This is a genomic window from Streptococcus sp. 3874, assembly GCF_013276425.1.
In the GTDB taxonomy this organism is placed as follows: domain Bacteria; phylum Bacillota; class Bacilli; order Lactobacillales; family Streptococcaceae; genus Streptococcus; species Streptococcus pseudopneumoniae.
The window spans coordinates 1-15,898 of sequence record NZ_VMLA01000074.1 but is presented as its reverse complement, the minus strand read 5'-3'; the positions used below and the strand labels follow the sequence as shown (position 1 = coordinate 15,898).

Genomic DNA, 15,898 nt, shown 5'->3' with positions numbered 1-15,898 from the left:
TCTTTATTCCTCTTTCTAACTTTCCAAATCCAATCCTTCGAGATAAGGGCTATCCTTAGATTCTTCAATCATAGCCAAGACATCTTCTTTAGTCTGGCAAGCCTGTAAACGTGCAATAGAATCGTCTAATTCAAACAGGGCAATAATTTGTGGAATGGCTACACTTGTGTGAATTTTTGAGCTTGTTGCTGCTAGTGCCAACAAAACAGATACCTCTTTCCCATCTGAAAATACAACAGGATTTTGTAAGGTAATCAATGAAAAGGCATCACTTTGCACACCAGCTTCAGGTCTAGCGTGGGGCATAGCCATACCTGGCATCAAGATATAGTAAGGCCCATACTCTTCAGTCGATTCAATGATAGCATCGTAATACTCTGGCAAAATTGCCCCACTTTCAATCAAGGGATCTACTGCTACCTTGACTGCTTCTTTCCAATCGTTAGCCTCTAAACCTAGTCGGATCGAGTCGTTGTCAATTAAAGCTTGTTTTAAATTCATATCTGCCTCCTTTATTTAAAGAGGGAGAAGGACAGAAACGATAACTCTCAGTTTCTGTCCAGCCCCCTCCAACCTTTTACTGTAGTGCTTGACTGAGTTTTTCGGTGATTTCTTTATCATCCATCAAGTTATCAAGCCCAATTAACTTCCCATTAGTTCGCCCTTCCAATTCTTGAATCAAATGAAGAGAAGCGATTACGATGTCATATCCTACTGCTAAACCTTTAGCTTCACCGACACTGCATGAATTGACTGTAAAATCTGTTTGATTAAGCTTACGGAGAGCATTTTCAACCTTCATCTTGATAACCATTGATGAACCCATTCCATTTCCGCACGCTGCTAATACTTTAACCATTTTATTTCTCCTTTTCTAGATACTAAGCTTCTTCTTGAACTTCACCGTTGTAATATTTCTCTTTATCTTTTGCTTTGGCAAATTGAAGTTGAGGAATAACAAGCAAGAAGAGACACACAAGTACATAACCAACAATAGCAAGGTATTTGAAGATATATCCAAATCCAAGCCATGGGAATTCAAAGTCGATATTTCCATGGTAGCCACCATAAGATGCCAAATCGAGAAGGGCCACACAAAGAGCTCCTAGAGCAACTTGAAGGACGCCTGATATAAAGGAAAGGATAACAGCCGCTTTCCATCCGCCGCGTTTATCAGCGTAGACCGCAATGGCTGCATTGTCAAAGAACACTGGTACAAATCCTGTAATAATAAGAATCGGATTTTTAAAGACGATGAGCAAGACAATTGTAATCAATTGACCAATCAAACCAAAGGTAAATCCTGACAAGACAGCATTTGGAGAACCAAATCCATAAGAAGCTGCAACGTCAACCGCTGGGAATGAACCTGGCAACAATTTGTTTGAAATACCTTGGAAGGCGTTTGTCAACTCAGATACGAACATTCGGACACCTTGCATCAAAACGAACAAGTAAACTGAGAAGGTAAAGGCTGTTTGGATAATGTACATAAAGAAATCTTGTTTAGCAGGATTGAATAGAGTTCCTGAAGTGATGACTTCTTTATTAGACATAATGTCTGGACCCAAGATTAAAAGAATGGCTCCGAAGAATACGAGCATCAAGGTAGCAGATGCAACAACTGTATCGTGGAAGATTGAGAGGAACTTAGGTAATTTAAGATTGTCTAAACTTTCTTCTTTCTTACCAAAGCGTCCTGCTACTTTATCTACAAACCAGATTGCAAATTGCTGTTGGTGACCAATCGCAAATCCGCCACCACCAGTCAAGCGTTGAGTTGCCTCAACAGTCATATTTGAACTAACTGCCCAGTAAAGTCCACAGATGATACCAATCGCTGCTGTACCGTAAGCATTGCGCAATTGTGGTACTAAGAATAGAACCATAAGAGATACTGTTGCAGCTTGTTGTACCATGATGTGACCAGTAATAAAGAGGGTTCTTACCTTCGTAATCTTTCGAAGAGCTACGAGCAAGATATTTATTCCGAAACCAATCAATAGAGCTGTAGTTGCAGTTCCAACAAAATCTGGAAACTCTGCTGCAATTTTGTTGTTTGCTGCAGCAAGTCCAAAGTAAGGGTCGATAACCGCTGCACCAATTTGGAATTTGTAGTTAAGGGCTGCTAAGATTGGACGGAAGGTTGTAACCAAACCACCAGCACCCACGTTAAGCAACATATACCCTACTGTTGCTTTAACAAACCCTGAGAAAACGTCATGGGCAGGTTTTTTCAAAAGTGCGTATCCTATCAACACCAATAAACCTACGAAAAATGCGGGATTCTGCAAAATATTGCTAGAAAACCAATTTAGAACACTTGAAACGACTTCCATAATTGTTCTCCTTTTGAATTGTTTTTGTAAGTTTATTATATAATGCGAAAGCGCAAACAAAAAGACCAAGAATTACACAGCGGACTGTTCACTCTTGGACTGTATGATTTATGATGTTTTACAAATTATCTTATTTTCTCGTAGCTAGATAATAGGGAAGAATTTTAGAATAAGACTTCAATAAGCCTTCTACGATTTCTTCTTCAGACGAATTTTCTGTCACAGGAACGTCTGCCTTCACTAAAACTTTACGGACTTCTTGGCTGCCTATCTTCTCGACTAAAGTGCGACGATTTTCTTCGTTCGCCTCCCACCGTTGACTTTGACCATCAGAGTAGGCTAGATAATAAATCCCTTTAACGGTTGGAATGTCTAAAACTTTGGCCTGCTTGCCCAGTGTTTGCTCATCCTTCTTACGCTCGATGAAACTGACTTCCAAAGAAATTCCAAAGTCAGTAGATGTCCCATACAAACGTAAGGCCATCATAGGTTCTGTCACTTGTCCGTCTCTCTGTAGATAAACCCAAAAATGTGGTCTCAAACGCTGGGCCTGATTCATCCACTGACTAGTCTGTTGGAGTTGCCATTCTGGATGGCTTGCTTGAAAGGCTTTGGCCAGTTCTGTAAAAGCCTTTCGTGCCTCTTGGCCTTTATAGCGCAATTCCAGCATCTTCTCTCGCTCTGCTCCCGCTTTATCAGGATTACGGTACTGCAAACCAGCAAAGTCTAAATAATCTCTTATCTTATTCAGCATCCGTTTCATCTCCTCTAGCTAGCAAAAAATCAGGATAAACCTGATTTTACTTATTCTGTATCTACAACGACATAGCGATTGGGCTCGTCACCCTCAGAGTAACTAGTCACGCCATCCATACGTGAAATAATACGGTGGATAATCTTGCGTTCGCTATTTGACATGGGATCTGTTTGATGACTGCGGCCTTCTTCTAAAACACGAGTCGCCAATTTTTGCGCATAGGTCTGCAAGACTTCTGCACGGTGTTCAACATAATCATTGACATTGATTGTAATATAGAAGGTTCTTGAATAGCTATTATAAAGATAATTTTGAGCCAACAGTTGCAAGGACTTCAAGACTTTACCATGGTAACCGATAATACGACCTGGTTCGTTGGTGTTAATTTGTAGATTGATGCTACGACGGTTATAGTCATTTGAAATCGTCGCCTCAACGTCCATATAATCAATAATTGTTTGAACATAAGTCGTTACTTCCGTAGCTACTTGTTCAATATCAAAGCTTGGTCCAACTTTCAAGCCCATCTCTGTCAGGTCTTGATTTTCAGTCTGGTCTTGCTCAGTTTCAAGGTCATCAGCGCCCTCATCTTCCCTCATCGCTTCCTCGATTTGAAGTTCATTTAAAATCTCAATGTGACCAGTTTCTTCTAAGATAGTGCTGGCATGTCTTTCATGTTTTAAGATTTCAGCCTTGACTTCATCAGAAATACCTTGGCCTTCTTCCTCAATCTTTTTAATTGCCTCTACAACATGACCCAAATCAACGGTCGCTTCACTAACTGTTTTAACAGGCTCATTCAAATCATTGATTTGTTTTGGAACTCCCTTTACAGCTTGTTGATTTGCTTTGACAACAGTCGTTTCACTAATCGCTTCAATATGCACTTGGGCTGGTTTTTTACCAAATAAACCAAGAAAGCCTTTTTTCTCCCTAGAAATGACTTTAATATGTGCCTTCTTCCTTGGAATATCTAATTCTTTCAATCCTTTTTGGATTGCTTCTTCAACAGTTGAACCTGTAAATACTACCATTACCAGATTCCTCCTTATTATTTCGTTTTCTGAGCCTTTTTCTTGGCTTTTCTTTTTCTATTTTCCAAATCTTTCTGTGCCTGTACTACAGCCTCGCGCTCTGCGATAATCTTGAATGGATTGTTCAAGAAATAGGTTTGCAAGACTTGATAAGCATTAGACACTGTCCAGTATAGGGCGACTCCACCTGGCGCATAAACTGCAAAGATAAAAATCAAGACTGGAATCCCATACATCATCGCAGTCGTAGCGCCATTTCGCTCAGACAAAGCTTTGTTGGACAACCAAGTACTTAAAAAGGTGAATACTGCTGCTAAAATCGGAAGAACAAGGGTTGTATCCACACTACCAAGGTTAATCCATAAGAAATGACCTGTCTTTAAAAAGTCAACTCTTGATAGGGCTTGGAACAGGGCCAAAATAACCGGCATCTGAATCAAAATCGGCCAAAGAGAGTCTGACTGTCTGACACCCATTTCTTTAAATACTTTACGCATTTCCTGCTCTAGTTTGGTTCTGCTTTCCATATCTCGACCTGGATATTGTTCTCGAAGCGCCTTAATGCGTGGCTGAGCTTCCTGCATTTTCCTAGAAGCCACCATTTGCACCTGAAAGACTGGCAAGAGGACTGTACGAATCAAGACCGTAAAGAGAATAATCCCCACTCCGATACTAATATCAAACGATAAAAAGCGAATGATTTCCGCAAAGAAGTAAACCAATTTACTCCAAAAAACAGCCGAATCGGCTGTAATATCGCTAGTTACCCCATTAGTCGCACAGGCTGTCATGATCAATAGAGACAGTCCTAGCAAACTAGTCAACTTTAGTTTCTTTTTCACTCCCATTTCCTTCCTGGTAAATCTTTGATAATTTTAATACGTGGAGTAGATTTTTCTCCATCTCTGCGTATCCCAAGGTTTCAACCCCTTTTCGAGCAATGACAACAAAGTCGACATCTTCTACCAGACTCCCTTTTGCATTCTGGATAATATGTCGGATTCGTCTCTTGATTTGATTTCTAGTGACCGCATTCCCCAGCTTTTTGCTAACTGATAGACCTACTCGAAAATGATTTTTCTGGTTTTCTAGTTGGTAGACGACAAATTTGCGATTGGCAAAACTTGTCCCCTCCTTGAAAATCGCCTTAAAATCTTTCTCTCTTTTTACACGAAAGTTTTTCTTCAAAACTCAACTCCATCTATTAAATTACTACTATTATACCATATTTTTCAAAAAAGCCAATCATAGCAAGGTTTTGGACAATTTCATCAGAAAAAGAAGCTGGAAAAATAACTTTCCCAACTCCTTGTATTGAATATTTTTTTAGTTTCACTTATTTTTTCAAGCGTTCAACGTCACGGGCAATGACTAATTCTTCATCTGTTGGAATAACCAAGACACGGATTTTAGCTGCCTCTGTTGAGATGTCTCCTGTAACGCCAAAGACATTCTTTTCATCATCAACATCACAACCAAACCACGAAATCCCTGAGATTACATCACGACGGAAATTCTCTGCATTTTCACCGACACCTGCTGTGAAAACAATGGCATCTGCTCCATTTAGCACTGCAAGGTACTGACCGATATGTTTTTGAATACGGTCAACATACATTTCATAAGCCAAGCTAGCGTCGTGATTCCCTTCTGCTACAGCAGCTTCTATGTCACGCATATCGCTAGAATTAGCAGAAACTCCCAAAAGACCCGATTCACGATTAAGAACACTACTGATATCTTCTGGTGTATTAAAATCCTCTGTATATTGCATTAAATAAGGAATGATAGCTGGATCAATGTCCCCTGTACGCGTTCCCATCATAATACCACCCAGAGGAGTGAAGCCCATAGAAGTGTCAACAGATTTGCCGGCTTTCACAGCTGTAATTGAGCCTCCGTTACCAATATGACAGGTAATCAACTTCAAGTCTTCTAATGGACGTCCCAAGAGTTTTGCAGCTTCTCCTGCTACAAACTGGTGACTTGTACCATGAGCACCGTATTTACGAACCTTGTTTTCTGTGTAATATTTTGTTGGTAGAGGGTAGCGATAAGCTTTCTCTGGCATACTTGCGTGGAAGGAAGTATCAAAAACAACTACACTGGTAATGTCTGGCAACAATTCCTTGAAGGCACGAACACCTGCTGCATTGGCTGGATTGTGGAGAGGAGCCAACAAACTCAACTCTTCAACTTTTTCTAAAACATCCCCCTCAACAACTGTTGATTCTTTGAAATATTCTCCACCCGCAACAACACGGTGTCCAACACCTGTAATCTCATCATAAGCCTTGATAATATCGAAACGAATCAAGTCATCCAATAAGATTTTAACAGCTTGTGTGTGATTTTCGATATCTAAAATTTGTTGTTCAGAACGGCCATCAAATTTTACAGTTGAAATTGAATCTTTCAAACCGATACGTTCAATCAAGCCTTTCGCCAATACTTTTTCTTCTGGCATTAAGTATAATTGCCATTTTAAACTTGAACTTCCTGCATTTATTGCGATTGTTTTTGTCATTATCAATTACCTCTTTTAAGCGTTTTCAACTATTATAACAAAATCTATTTTATATTTCAGTACCTTTGCTCCAATTTTGAAAATTTTCTTTGAATTTCATTAAAATGCTTGCATCTTGCAAGCTAGCAAGTGGATACACAAAAGGCTCTACTGCTATTTCATTTTTCTTCTGTAAGATAAAAATAGCCTTAGATTGGTTGACATTGGCAAAGAGATTTTCAGGCAGACTAATCATAGCAACCAGACTCGCCTCTTCTTTCAGCCACCCTTTTAACAAATCACTTTGAGGGCTGGTCAACAAATCACTCGGAGCTAGAAAAATAGCGTATCCGTCTAACTTGAGATACTTAAGCCCTTGTTCCATGAGCAAGTGATGGGCGTAAGTATATTCTTGGCTAGAAGCAACTTGATGACGCGACGCAACGGCATCATCAGGATAATAGCCGACCGGCAAGTCGCTGATGACCACATCGCTTTCTTTGAGCATTTGTGGACGAACGGCATCTCCTTGGACAAAGCCAGCCTGCAATCCGATCACGTCTGCCATGCTAGCTGCCAAATCAATCAGCAAATCATCCACTTCCATTCCCAAGTAATCCACCTTTTTATCAAGCGAGGTCAAGAAAGTAGCGCCCAGAATTCCCATGCCAGAACCCATTTCGAGGATAGTGATTTCTTCCTCTGTAAACAACTCTTCCACAATAAATACCAAAAGCAAGGCAATAGCATCTGGCGTAAACTGGTGATTAGCCTGTAGAGGCTCTGTCTGCCCAGCCTTCATCAAGAGAAATTGGTAGGTCTTGAGCCATTCTTCTTTGCGAAGCACTAAGCGCTTAAGGGCTTGATTGTTCTCTTTGACCTGTTTTAGCTCTGTCTCACCATCCAGATAGATGCTATTTTGCTCCACCAAGGCGTCATAAAAGTTGGTCGCCAAATCACTTTGGATGACTTGGACATTCTCTAGTAAATAGGTATAAGCTTGTTCAATTTTTTCAAAATCCATATTCCTATCTTATCAAATTTCCCTTCTTTTTTCCATCCTTATAGAAAGTCCTATATGAAAGAGTATAAATGACAAGTTGGGCATCTAAATCTGATAACAAAAGTTTTTCTATAGACCCTTGGCAGGGATGTTTATTCCGACAAATGGTCATAGAAATATAGCCGCCCAACTTCCCTAGAGAAAAAACGAAGCATGAATTGACTTACTATTTTTACAGAGTTTTCCAAGTGTTATACTAAGTTTCCATTTATATCTTTTCCCATTTTCCCAACAAAATTTTAAAGAGTTTTTATTTATTAGACTTCCTGCGAAACAAAACATGGTATAGTAGTTCTATGAATTATGAAGCAAGTAAACAACTAACTGATGCACGATTCAAGCGTCTTGTTGGTGTTCAGCGCACCACTTTTGAAGAGATGTTAGCTGTATTGAAAACAGCTTATCAAGGTAAACACGCAAAAGGGGGACGAAAACCTAAACTAAGCCTAGAAGACCTTCTTATGGCGACTTCAATATGTGCGAAAATATCGAACTTATGAACAAATTGCGGCTGATCTTGGTATCCACGAAAGCAACTTAACCCATCGGAGTCAATGGGTTGAAGTAACTCTTGTTCAAAGTGGTTTTACGATTTCAAGACCTCCTCTCAGTTCTGAGGACACGGTAATGATTGATGCGACGGAAGTAAAAATCAATCGCCCTAAAAAAACAATTAGCGAATGATTCTGGTAAAAAGAAATGCCACGCTATGAAGGCTCAAGCGATTGTCACAAGTCAAGGGAGAATTGTTTCTTTGGAGATCACTGTGAACTATTGTCATGATATGAAGTTGTTCAAAATGAGTCGCAGAAATATCGGACAAGCTGGTAAAATCTTGGCTGACAGTGGTTATCAAGGAATCATGAAGATAGATCCTCAAGCACAAACTCCACGTAAATCCAGCAAACTCAAGCCGCTAACAGCTGAAGATAAAGCCTGTAACCATGCGCTATCTAAGGAGAGAATCAAGGTTGAGAGTATTTTTGACAAAGTATAGTAGATTGAAACTAGAATAGTACACCTCTACTTCTAAAACATTGTTAGAAATCGATTTGACTGTCTTGATTGATTTGTCCCGTTCTTATTTCATTTCACTATGAAAACGTTTAAAATAGTTTTCAACAACCTATCGAAATCATCGTAAACGCTTCGGATTACGAATGAATTTGATTGCTGGCATTATCAATTCATGAACTAGGATTCTAGTTTTGCAGGAAGTCTAATATTGTTATAAAATGATTTGAATTCCAAAATCACATTGTTCCGTCCGTATTTTATTTTACTGTATGTCTTCCTAAGCTCCAAAGTTTCTGCGTCAAATTTCCTATTTTCACTGTAGTCTTTGACATTTCGAACGACAATTTGAATCATATATTCAAAAAAATGAAAAATTTGTGCCAACAAGCCTAAATATTCTGAAAATTTGTTTGATTTTTAATGGATAGTGTGATATAATGGTTGTCAATCTATAATTCACATAAACAGAGGAGTAGAAAATGAAAAAAAATCGTGTATTTGCTACAGCAGGTCTTGTTTTATTAGCAGCAGGTGTACTTGCAGCATGCAGTTCTTCAAAATCATCTGATTCATCAGCCCCTAAAGCTTATGGCTATGTTTATACAGCAGACCCAGAAACCTTGGACTACCTGATTTCAAGTAAAAATAGTACAACAGTAGTGACTTCAAATGGGATTGATGGTTTATTCACTAACGATAATTACGGTAATCTTGCTCCTGCAGTTGCAGAGGATTGGGAAGTCTCTAAGGATGGTTTGACCTACACTTATAAGATTCGTAAAGGGGTTAAATGGTTTACCTCTGATGGAGAAGAATATGCAGAGGTGACGGCTAAAGATTTCGTGAACGGCTTAAAACACGCAGCAGATAAAAAATCAGAAGCTATGTATCTAGCTGAAAACTCGGTTAAAGGCTTGGCAGATTATCTATCAGGAACTTCAACAGATTTTTCAACAGTTGGTGTCAAGGCGGTTGATGATTATACGTTACAATACACTTTGAACCAGCCTGAACCGTTCTGGAACTCTAAGTTGACCTATTCTATTTTCTGGCCTCTGAATGAAGAATTCGAAACATCAAAAGGAAGCGATTTTGCTAAACCAACAGATCCGACATCCTTGCTTTATAATGGGCCATTCTTGTTGAAAGGGTTGACTGCAAAATCTTCTGTAGAGTTTGTAAAAAATGAACAATATTGGGACAAAGAAAACGTCCACCTAGATACTATAAATCTGGCTTACTATGATGGCTCAGATCAGGAGTCGCTAGAGCGTAACTTCACTAGTGGAGCTTATAGTTATGCCCGTCTTTTCCCTACCAGCTCCAACTATTCTAAGGTTGCAGAAAAATACAAGGACAATATCTATTATACACAACCAGGCTCTGGGATTGCTGGTCTGGGTGTGAATATTGATCGCCAAAGTTACAACTATACTTCTAAAACTACCGATTCAGAGAAAGCAGCTACTAAGAAGGCATTGCTTAACAAAGATTTCCGTCAAGCCTTGAATTTTGCTCTTGATCGCTCAGCTTACTCAGCTCAAATCAATGGTAAAGATGGAGCAGCTTTAGCAGTTCGTAATCTATTTGTAAAACCAGACTTTGTTTCAGTTGGTGAGAAGACCTTTGGTGATTTAGTCGCTGCTCAACTTCCTGCTTATGGAGATGAGTGGAAAGGTGTGAATTTAGCTGATGGGCAGGATGGTTTATTCAATGCTGACAAGGCCAAGGCAGAGTTTGCGAAAGCTAAGAAAGCTTTAGAAGCAGATGGCGTTCAGTTTCCTATTCATCTGGATGTTCCAGTAGACCAAGCATCAAAAGGCTACATCGCCCGTATTCAGTCCTTTAAACAATCTGTAGAAACAGTTCTTGGTGTTGAAAATGTCGTTGTCGATATTCAACAAATGACACGTGATGAATTCCTTAATATTACTTACTATGCTGCCAATGCTTCATCTGAGGATTGGGATGTATCAGGAGGAGTTACATGGGGACCAGACTATCAAGACCCATCTACTTACTTGGATATTTTAAAAACAACTAGCAGTGAAACTACAAAAACATATTTAGGATTTGATAATCCAAGTAGCCCTTCAGTAGTTCAAGTTGGTTTGAAAGAATACGATAAATTAGTTGATGAAGCTGCCAAAGAGACAAGCGACTTGAATGTCCGTTATGAAAAATATGCAGCGGCTCAAGCATGGTTGACTGATAGTTCTCTCTTTATTCCTGCTATGGCTTCTTCTGGTGCAGCACCGGTGCTTTCACGAGTTGTTCCATTTACTGGAGCTTCTGCGCAAACAGGCTCTAAGGGGTCAGATGTTTACTTCAAATATTTGAAATTGCAAGATAAAGCGGTGACTAAGAAAGAGTATGAAAAAGCTCGTGAAAAATGGTTGAAAGAAAAAGCTGAATCAAATGAGAAAGCTCAAAAAGAATTGGCAAGTCATGTGAAGTAAATAATTTCTAATAGAACTTTCTCTCCATGAGGAGAAGGTTCTTTTGGGATTTTTAAAGGAAATAATATGAAAAAATATATTTTTATGCGTGTTTTGCGGTCATTGGTTTCGATTTTCTTAGTGACGACTTTGACCTACACGATTATCTATACCTTGGTTCCTCGAAAATTGATTTTCAAGCAGGACCCTAACTATAATAAAATTGCGACAACGGCTGATAAACGTGATAACTATGAAAATACTGTGTTTGAGCGTATGGGCTACATTGAGTATTACGATACTAAAGAGTTGCAAGAAAAGGCAAGTAGCATGGATTCTTCTGTAACAGTAGAAGCAAATGCGACCAATAAAGCTATTTATGAAAAGTACATCAATCAATTAGGTCATGGTTGGACCTTGGGAGAATTTACTGAAAGTGGTCAATTCTATGCTAGTCGTGAAATCCCCATTTTTGAACGTGTTTTTCACTTCTATGCTAACTTGATTGACATTGACCATACAAATAAAATCCAAGACCCTGAAAATCCAGACTTGAAACGTTACCTTCGTTTCGAAAATGATCCAGCTATCGGATGGTCATTGGTCGGTTCAGGAACTAAACATAAATATCTCTTGTACTTTAACAGTCAGTTCCCATTTGTGCATCAAAATTTTGTGAACATCAATTTAGGTGACTCTTACCCAACCTATGCTAATACACCAGTTCTTCAGGTTATTACTCAAGGTCAAGGACAAACTAAAACTGCCCAAGTTCAGTTCCCAACAGGTAAGAAAACGTCTTCTGTAAATATTTACTCAAGAACCTACAAGTCACCTAGTCAGGCTGACTCTCGTGAAGTAGCTAGCTATGGGAAAGATGATCCTTATACAGCGACTGAAAGTAATTACCAATATCCATCTATGATTGTCAGCTCTGCTATTACTGGTTTGATTGGTTTGGTGATTTCTTATGCGATTGCAGTGCCACTTGGTTCAGCCATGGCTCGTTTCAAGAACACTTGGATTGATAGCTTCTCAACGGGGGCTTTGACCTTCTTGCTTGCTCTTCCAACCATTGCCTTGGTTTACATCGTTCGATTGATTGGATCATCTATTGGTCTTCCAGATTCGTTCCCTATCTTGGGAGCTGGAGATTGGCGTTCTTACGTTTTACCAGCAGTCATCCTTGGTTTGTTGGGTGCTCCTGGTACAGCTATTTGGATTCGTCGTTACATGATTGACTTGCAATCTCAAGACTTTGTTCGTTTCGCTCGTGCAAAAGGTTTGTCTGAAAAAGAAATTTCAAACAAACACATCTTTAAAAATGCCATGGTTCCGCTGGTTTCAGGAATTCCTGGTGCTATTATTGGGGTTATCGGTGGTGCAACCCTTACTGAAACAGTCTTCGCCTTCCCAGGTATGGGTAAAATGTTGATTGACTCTGTAAAAGCATCTAATAACTCTATGGTCGTTGGTCTTGTCTTCATCTTTACATGTATTTCTATCTTCTCACGTCTTTTGGGAGATATTTGGATGACTATTATTGACCCACGTATTAAATTGACTGAGAAAGGAGGCAAATAATGTCTACAATCGATAAAGAAAAATTTCAGTTTGTAAAACGTGACGATTTTGCCTCTGAAACTATTGATGCGCCAGCATATTCTTACTGGAAATCAGTGTTTAGACAATTTATGAAGAAAAAATCAACTGTAGTCATGTTGGGAATCTTGGTAGCCATCATTTTGATGAGTTTCATCTACCCAATGTTTTCTAAGTTTGATTTCAATGATGTCAGCAAGGTAAACGACTTTAGTGCTCGTTATATCAAGCCAAATGCTGAGCATTGGTTCGGTACAGACAGTAACGGTAAATCACTCTTTGACGGTGTCTGGTTTGGAGCTCGTAACTCTATCCTCATTTCTGTGATTGCGACAGTGATTAACTTGGTTATCGGTGTTTTTGTCGGTGGTATTTGGGGAATTTCAAAATCAGTTGACCGTGTCATGATGGAAGTTTATAACGTCATCTCAAACATCCCATCTCTTTTGATTGTCATTGTCTTGACTTACTCAATCGGAGCTGGATTCTGGAATCTGATTTTTGCTATGAGTGTGACGACATGGATTGGGATTGCCTTCATGATCCGTGTGCAAATCTTGCGTTACCGTGATTTGGAATACAACTTGGCGTCACGTACTTTGGGAACACCAACCTTGAAGATTGTTGCCAAAAACATCATGCCACAATTGGTATCTGTTATTGTGACAACCATGACTCAAATGCTTCCAAGCTTTATCTCATACGAAGCCTTCTTGTCTTTCTTCGGTCTAGGATTACCGATTACCGTGCCAAGTTTGGGTCGTTTGATTTCGGATTATTCACAAAACGTAACAACCAATGCTTACTTGTTCTGGATTCCATTGACAACTCTTGTCTTGGTATCCTTGTCCCTTTTCGTAGTTGGTCAAAACTTAGCGGATGCTAGTGATCCACGTACACATAGATAGGAGTAGAAATGACAAAAGAAAAAAATGTAATTTTGACTGCTCGCGATATTGTCGTGGAATTTGACGTTCGTGACAAAGTATTGACAGCCATTCGCGGCGTTTCCCTTGAACTAGTTGAAGGAGAAGTATTAGCCTTGGTAGGTGAGTCAGGATCAGGTAAATCTGTTTTGACAAAGACCTTCACAGGTATGCTCGAAGAAAATGGTCGCATTGCCCAAGGTAGTATTGACTACCGTGGTCAGGATTTGACAGCTTTATCTTCTCACAAGGATTGGGAACAAATTCGTGGTGCTAAGATTGCGACTATCTTCCAGGATCCAATGACTAGTTTGGACCCCATTAAAACAATTGGTAGCCAGATTACAGAAGTTATTGTAAAACACCAAGGAAAAACAGCCAAGGAAGCAAAAGAATTGGCCATTGACTACATGAATAAGGTTGGGATTCCAGATGCAGATAGACGTTTTGATGAATACCCATTCCAATATTCTGGAGGAATGCGTCAACGTATCGTTATTGCGATTGCCCTTGCCTGCCGACCTGATGTCTTGATCTGTGATGAGCCAACAACTGCCTTGGATGTAACCATTCAAGCTCAGATTATTGATTTGCTAAAATCTTTACAAAACGAGTATCATTTCACAACAATCTTTATCACTCACGACCTTGGTGTGGTAGCAAGTATTGCGGATAAGGTAGCGGTTATGTATGCAGGAGAAATCGTTGAGTATGGAACTGTTGAGGAAGTCTTCTATGACGCTTGCCATCCATATACATGGAGTCTCTTGTCTAGCTTGCCTCAGCTTGCTGATGATAAAGGGGATCTTTACTCAATCCCAGGAACACCTCCGTCACTTTATACTGACCTGAAAGGGGATGCCTTTGCCTTGCGTTCTGACTATGCAATGCAGATTGACTTCGAACAAAAAGCTCCTCAATTCTCAGTATCAGAGACACATTGGGCTAAAACTTGGCTACTTCATGAGGATGCTCCAAAAGTAGAAAAACCAGCTGTGATTGCAAATCTCCATGATAAGATCCGTGAAAAAATGGGATTTGCCCATCTGGCTGACTAGGAGGAAGGAAATGTCTGAAAAATTAGTAGAAATTAAAGATTTAGAAATTTCCTTCGGTGAAGGAAGTAAGAAGTTTGTCGCGGTTAAAAATGCTAACTTCTTTATCAACAAGGGAGAAACGTTCTCGCTTGTTGGTGAGTCAGGTAGTGGGAAAACAACTATTGGTCGTGCTATCATCGGTCTCAATGATACAAGTAATGGAGATATCATTTTTGAGGGTCAAAAGATTAATGGTAAGAAATCGCGTGAACAAGCTGCGGAATTGATTCGTCGTATCCAGATGATTTTCCAAGACCCTGCGGCAAGTTTGAATGAACGTGCGACTGTTGATTATATTATTTCTGAAGGTCTTTACAATCACCATTTGTTTAAGGATGAAGCAGAGCGTGAAGAGAAAGTTCAAAATATTATCCGTGAAGTGGGTCTGCTTGCTGAGCATTTGACTCGTTACCCTCATGAGTTTTCAGGTGGTCAACGTCAACGTATCGGTATTGCCCGTGCCTTGGTCATGCAACCAGACTTTGTTATTGCGGATGAACCAATTTCAGCCTTGGACGTTTCTGTGCGTGCCCAAGTCTTAAACTTGCTCAAAAAATTCCAAAAAGAACTTGGCTTGACCTATCTCTTTATCGCCCATGACTTGTCGGTTGTTCGTTTTATTTCAGATCGTATCGCAGTTATTTACAAGGGTGTTATTGTAGAGGTTGCAGAGACAGAAGAATTGTTTAACAATCCAATTCACCCATATACTCAAGCCTTGCTTTCAGCGGTACCAATCCCAGATCCAATCTTGGAACGTAAGAAGGTCTTGAAGGTTTACGACCCAAGTCAACACGATTATGAGACTGATAAGCCATCTATGGTAGAAATCCGTCCAGGTCACTATGTTTGGGCGAACCAAGCCGAATTGGCACGTTACCAACAAGGGTTAAACTAATAATGGTTTTATAATTTCCATGTCAATTTTTATGCTCTTTGTCAACTGTAGTGGGTTGAAGTCAGCTAAGCTCGAGAAAGGACAAATTTCGTCCTTTCTTTTTTGATGTTCAGAGCGATAAAAATCCGTTTTTTGAAGTTTTCAAAGTTCCGAAATCCAAAGGCATTTCGTTTGATAAGCTTAATGAGATTATTGGTTGCTTCGTAACCGCCCAATAACGA

The 15,898-nt window shown here is 39.6% G+C and carries 16 protein-coding genes and 2 pseudogenes; 7 read left to right on the top strand and 11 right to left on the bottom strand.

What is annotated here, in order from left to right:
• Positions 1-15: 15 nt before the first annotated feature.
• The 10 genes from HT703_RS07810 to HT703_RS07770 form a co-directional block, all read right to left on the bottom strand.
• A complete protein-coding gene (locus HT703_RS07810; RefSeq protein ID WP_001049927.1) occupies positions 16-501 on the bottom strand; it encodes a PTS sugar transporter subunit IIA in 486 nt (161 codons plus the stop codon).
• 76 nt (positions 502-577) lie between these two features.
• Positions 578-859, bottom strand: a complete 282-nt coding sequence (locus tag HT703_RS07805; RefSeq protein ID WP_000241469.1) for a PTS sugar transporter subunit IIB — start codon at positions 857-859, stop codon at positions 578-580.
• A 22-nt stretch (positions 860-881) separates the two neighbouring features.
• Positions 882-2,339 (bottom strand): PTS ascorbate transporter subunit IIC, encoded by a 1,458-nt coding sequence (locus HT703_RS07800; RefSeq protein ID WP_050208199.1) that lies wholly within the window; start codon positions 2,337-2,339, stop codon positions 882-884.
• Between the two features lie 130 nt (positions 2,340-2,469).
• Positions 2,470-3,093, bottom strand: a complete 624-nt coding sequence (locus tag HT703_RS07795) for a hypothetical protein (RefSeq protein WP_023937019.1) — start codon at positions 3,091-3,093, stop codon at positions 2,470-2,472.
• 50 nt (positions 3,094-3,143) lie between these two features.
• Complete coding sequence (gene jag / locus HT703_RS07790) at positions 3,144-4,130, bottom strand: RNA-binding cell elongation regulator Jag/EloR (protein WP_119946818.1); 987 nt, start codon at positions 4,128-4,130, stop codon at positions 3,144-3,146.
• A gap of 17 nt (positions 4,131-4,147) precedes the next feature.
• Positions 4,148-4,972, bottom strand: coding sequence for a membrane protein insertase YidC (locus tag HT703_RS07785; RefSeq protein WP_319932141.1), 825 nt, complete (start codon positions 4,970-4,972; stop codon positions 4,148-4,150).
• Positions 4,947-5,318 (bottom strand): ribonuclease P protein component, encoded by a 372-nt coding sequence (gene rnpA / locus HT703_RS07780; protein WP_000739244.1) that lies wholly within the window; start codon positions 5,316-5,318, stop codon positions 4,947-4,949. The genes HT703_RS07785 and rnpA overlap by 26 nt, the downstream gene beginning before the upstream one ends.
• 16 nt (positions 5,319-5,334) lie before the next feature.
• Complete coding sequence (locus HT703_RS12005; RefSeq protein ID WP_000768904.1) at positions 5,335-5,466, bottom strand: hypothetical protein; 132 nt, start codon at positions 5,464-5,466, stop codon at positions 5,335-5,337.
• On the bottom strand, positions 5,467-6,657 hold the full coding sequence (locus HT703_RS07775; RefSeq protein ID WP_172930015.1) for an acetate kinase: 1,191 nt from the start codon (positions 6,655-6,657) through the stop codon (positions 5,467-5,469). It abuts the gene before it with no gap.
• Positions 6,658-6,706: 49 nt separating this feature from the next.
• Positions 6,707-7,660: a class I SAM-dependent methyltransferase gene (locus HT703_RS07770; protein WP_172930014.1), complete on the bottom strand. Its 954-nt coding sequence runs from the start codon at positions 7,658-7,660 to the stop codon at positions 6,707-6,709.
• Positions 7,661-7,995: 335 nt separating this feature from the next.
• Between HT703_RS07770 and HT703_RS07765 the strand changes: the two are divergent.
• The 7 genes and pseudogenes from HT703_RS07765 to HT703_RS07735 all read left to right on the top strand — a co-directional run.
• A pseudogene (locus tag HT703_RS07765) lies at positions 7,996-8,693 on the top strand (IS5 family transposase); the annotation flags it as partial.
• 115 nt (positions 8,694-8,808) lie between these two features.
• A pseudogene (locus HT703_RS07760) lies at positions 8,809-8,905 on the top strand (IS5/IS1182 family transposase); the annotation flags it as partial.
• Between the two features lie 290 nt (positions 8,906-9,195).
• Positions 9,196-11,175 carry a peptide ABC transporter substrate-binding protein gene (locus tag HT703_RS07755; RefSeq protein WP_138707876.1) on the top strand — a complete coding sequence of 660 codons (1,980 nt, stop codon included), beginning with the start codon at positions 9,196-9,198 and terminating at the stop codon, positions 11,173-11,175.
• A 66-nt stretch (positions 11,176-11,241) separates the two neighbouring features.
• Complete coding sequence (locus HT703_RS07750; RefSeq protein ID WP_000759897.1) at positions 11,242-12,738, top strand: ABC transporter permease; 1,497 nt, start codon at positions 11,242-11,244, stop codon at positions 12,736-12,738.
• The gene (gene oppC / locus HT703_RS07745; protein ID WP_000103703.1) at positions 12,738-13,664 is read left to right on the top strand and encodes an oligopeptide ABC transporter permease OppC; all 927 of its coding nucleotides are present in this window, start codon (positions 12,738-12,740) and stop codon (positions 13,662-13,664) included. Before HT703_RS07750 ends, oppC begins: the two co-directional genes overlap by 1 nt.
• Before the next feature lie 8 nt (positions 13,665-13,672).
• Positions 13,673-14,740 carry an ABC transporter ATP-binding protein gene (locus HT703_RS07740; protein ID WP_000159548.1) on the top strand — a complete coding sequence of 356 codons (1,068 nt, stop codon included), beginning with the start codon at positions 13,673-13,675 and terminating at the stop codon, positions 14,738-14,740.
• Positions 14,741-14,750: 10 nt separating this feature from the next.
• Entirely contained in the window at positions 14,751-15,677 is a 927-nt protein-coding gene (locus HT703_RS07735; protein ID WP_100104188.1) for an ATP-binding cassette domain-containing protein, read from the top strand.
• A 65-nt stretch (positions 15,678-15,742) separates the two neighbouring features.
• Here the strand turns inward: HT703_RS07735 and HT703_RS07730 are convergent.
• The coding region (locus HT703_RS07730; protein ID WP_172930013.1) for a transposase at positions 15,743-15,898 on the bottom strand (156 nt) is incomplete at its 5' end.

Coding starts and splice junctions, on each gene's coding strand:
- HT703_RS07810 (WP_001049927.1), bottom strand. CDS start 501: ATGAATTTAAAACAAGCTTTAATTGACAACGACTCGATCCGACTAGGT.
- HT703_RS07805 (WP_000241469.1), bottom strand. CDS start 859: ATGGTTAAAGTATTAGCAGCGTGCGGAAATGGAATGGGTTCATCAATG.
- HT703_RS07800 (WP_050208199.1), bottom strand. CDS start 2,339: ATGGAAGTCGTTTCAAGTGTTCTAAATTGGTTTTCTAGCAATATTTTG.
- HT703_RS07795 (WP_023937019.1), bottom strand. CDS start 3,093: ATGCTGAATAAGATAAGAGATTATTTAGACTTTGCTGGTTTGCAGTAC.
- jag (WP_119946818.1), bottom strand. CDS start 4,130: ATGGTAGTATTTACAGGTTCAACTGTTGAAGAAGCAATCCAAAAAGGA.
- HT703_RS07775 (WP_172930015.1), bottom strand. CDS start 6,657: ATGACAAAAACAATCGCAATAAATGCAGGAAGTTCAAGTTTAAAATGG.
- HT703_RS07770 (WP_172930014.1), bottom strand. CDS start 7,660: ATGGATTTTGAAAAAATTGAACAAGCTTATACCTATTTACTAGAGAAT.
- HT703_RS07755 (WP_138707876.1), top strand. CDS start 9,196: ATGAAAAAAAATCGTGTATTTGCTACAGCAGGTCTTGTTTTATTAGCA.
- HT703_RS07750 (WP_000759897.1), top strand. CDS start 11,242: ATGAAAAAATATATTTTTATGCGTGTTTTGCGGTCATTGGTTTCGATT.
- oppC (WP_000103703.1), top strand. CDS start 12,738: ATGTCTACAATCGATAAAGAAAAATTTCAGTTTGTAAAACGTGACGAT.
- HT703_RS07740 (WP_000159548.1), top strand. CDS start 13,673: ATGACAAAAGAAAAAAATGTAATTTTGACTGCTCGCGATATTGTCGTG.
- HT703_RS07735 (WP_100104188.1), top strand. CDS start 14,751: ATGTCTGAAAAATTAGTAGAAATTAAAGATTTAGAAATTTCCTTCGGT.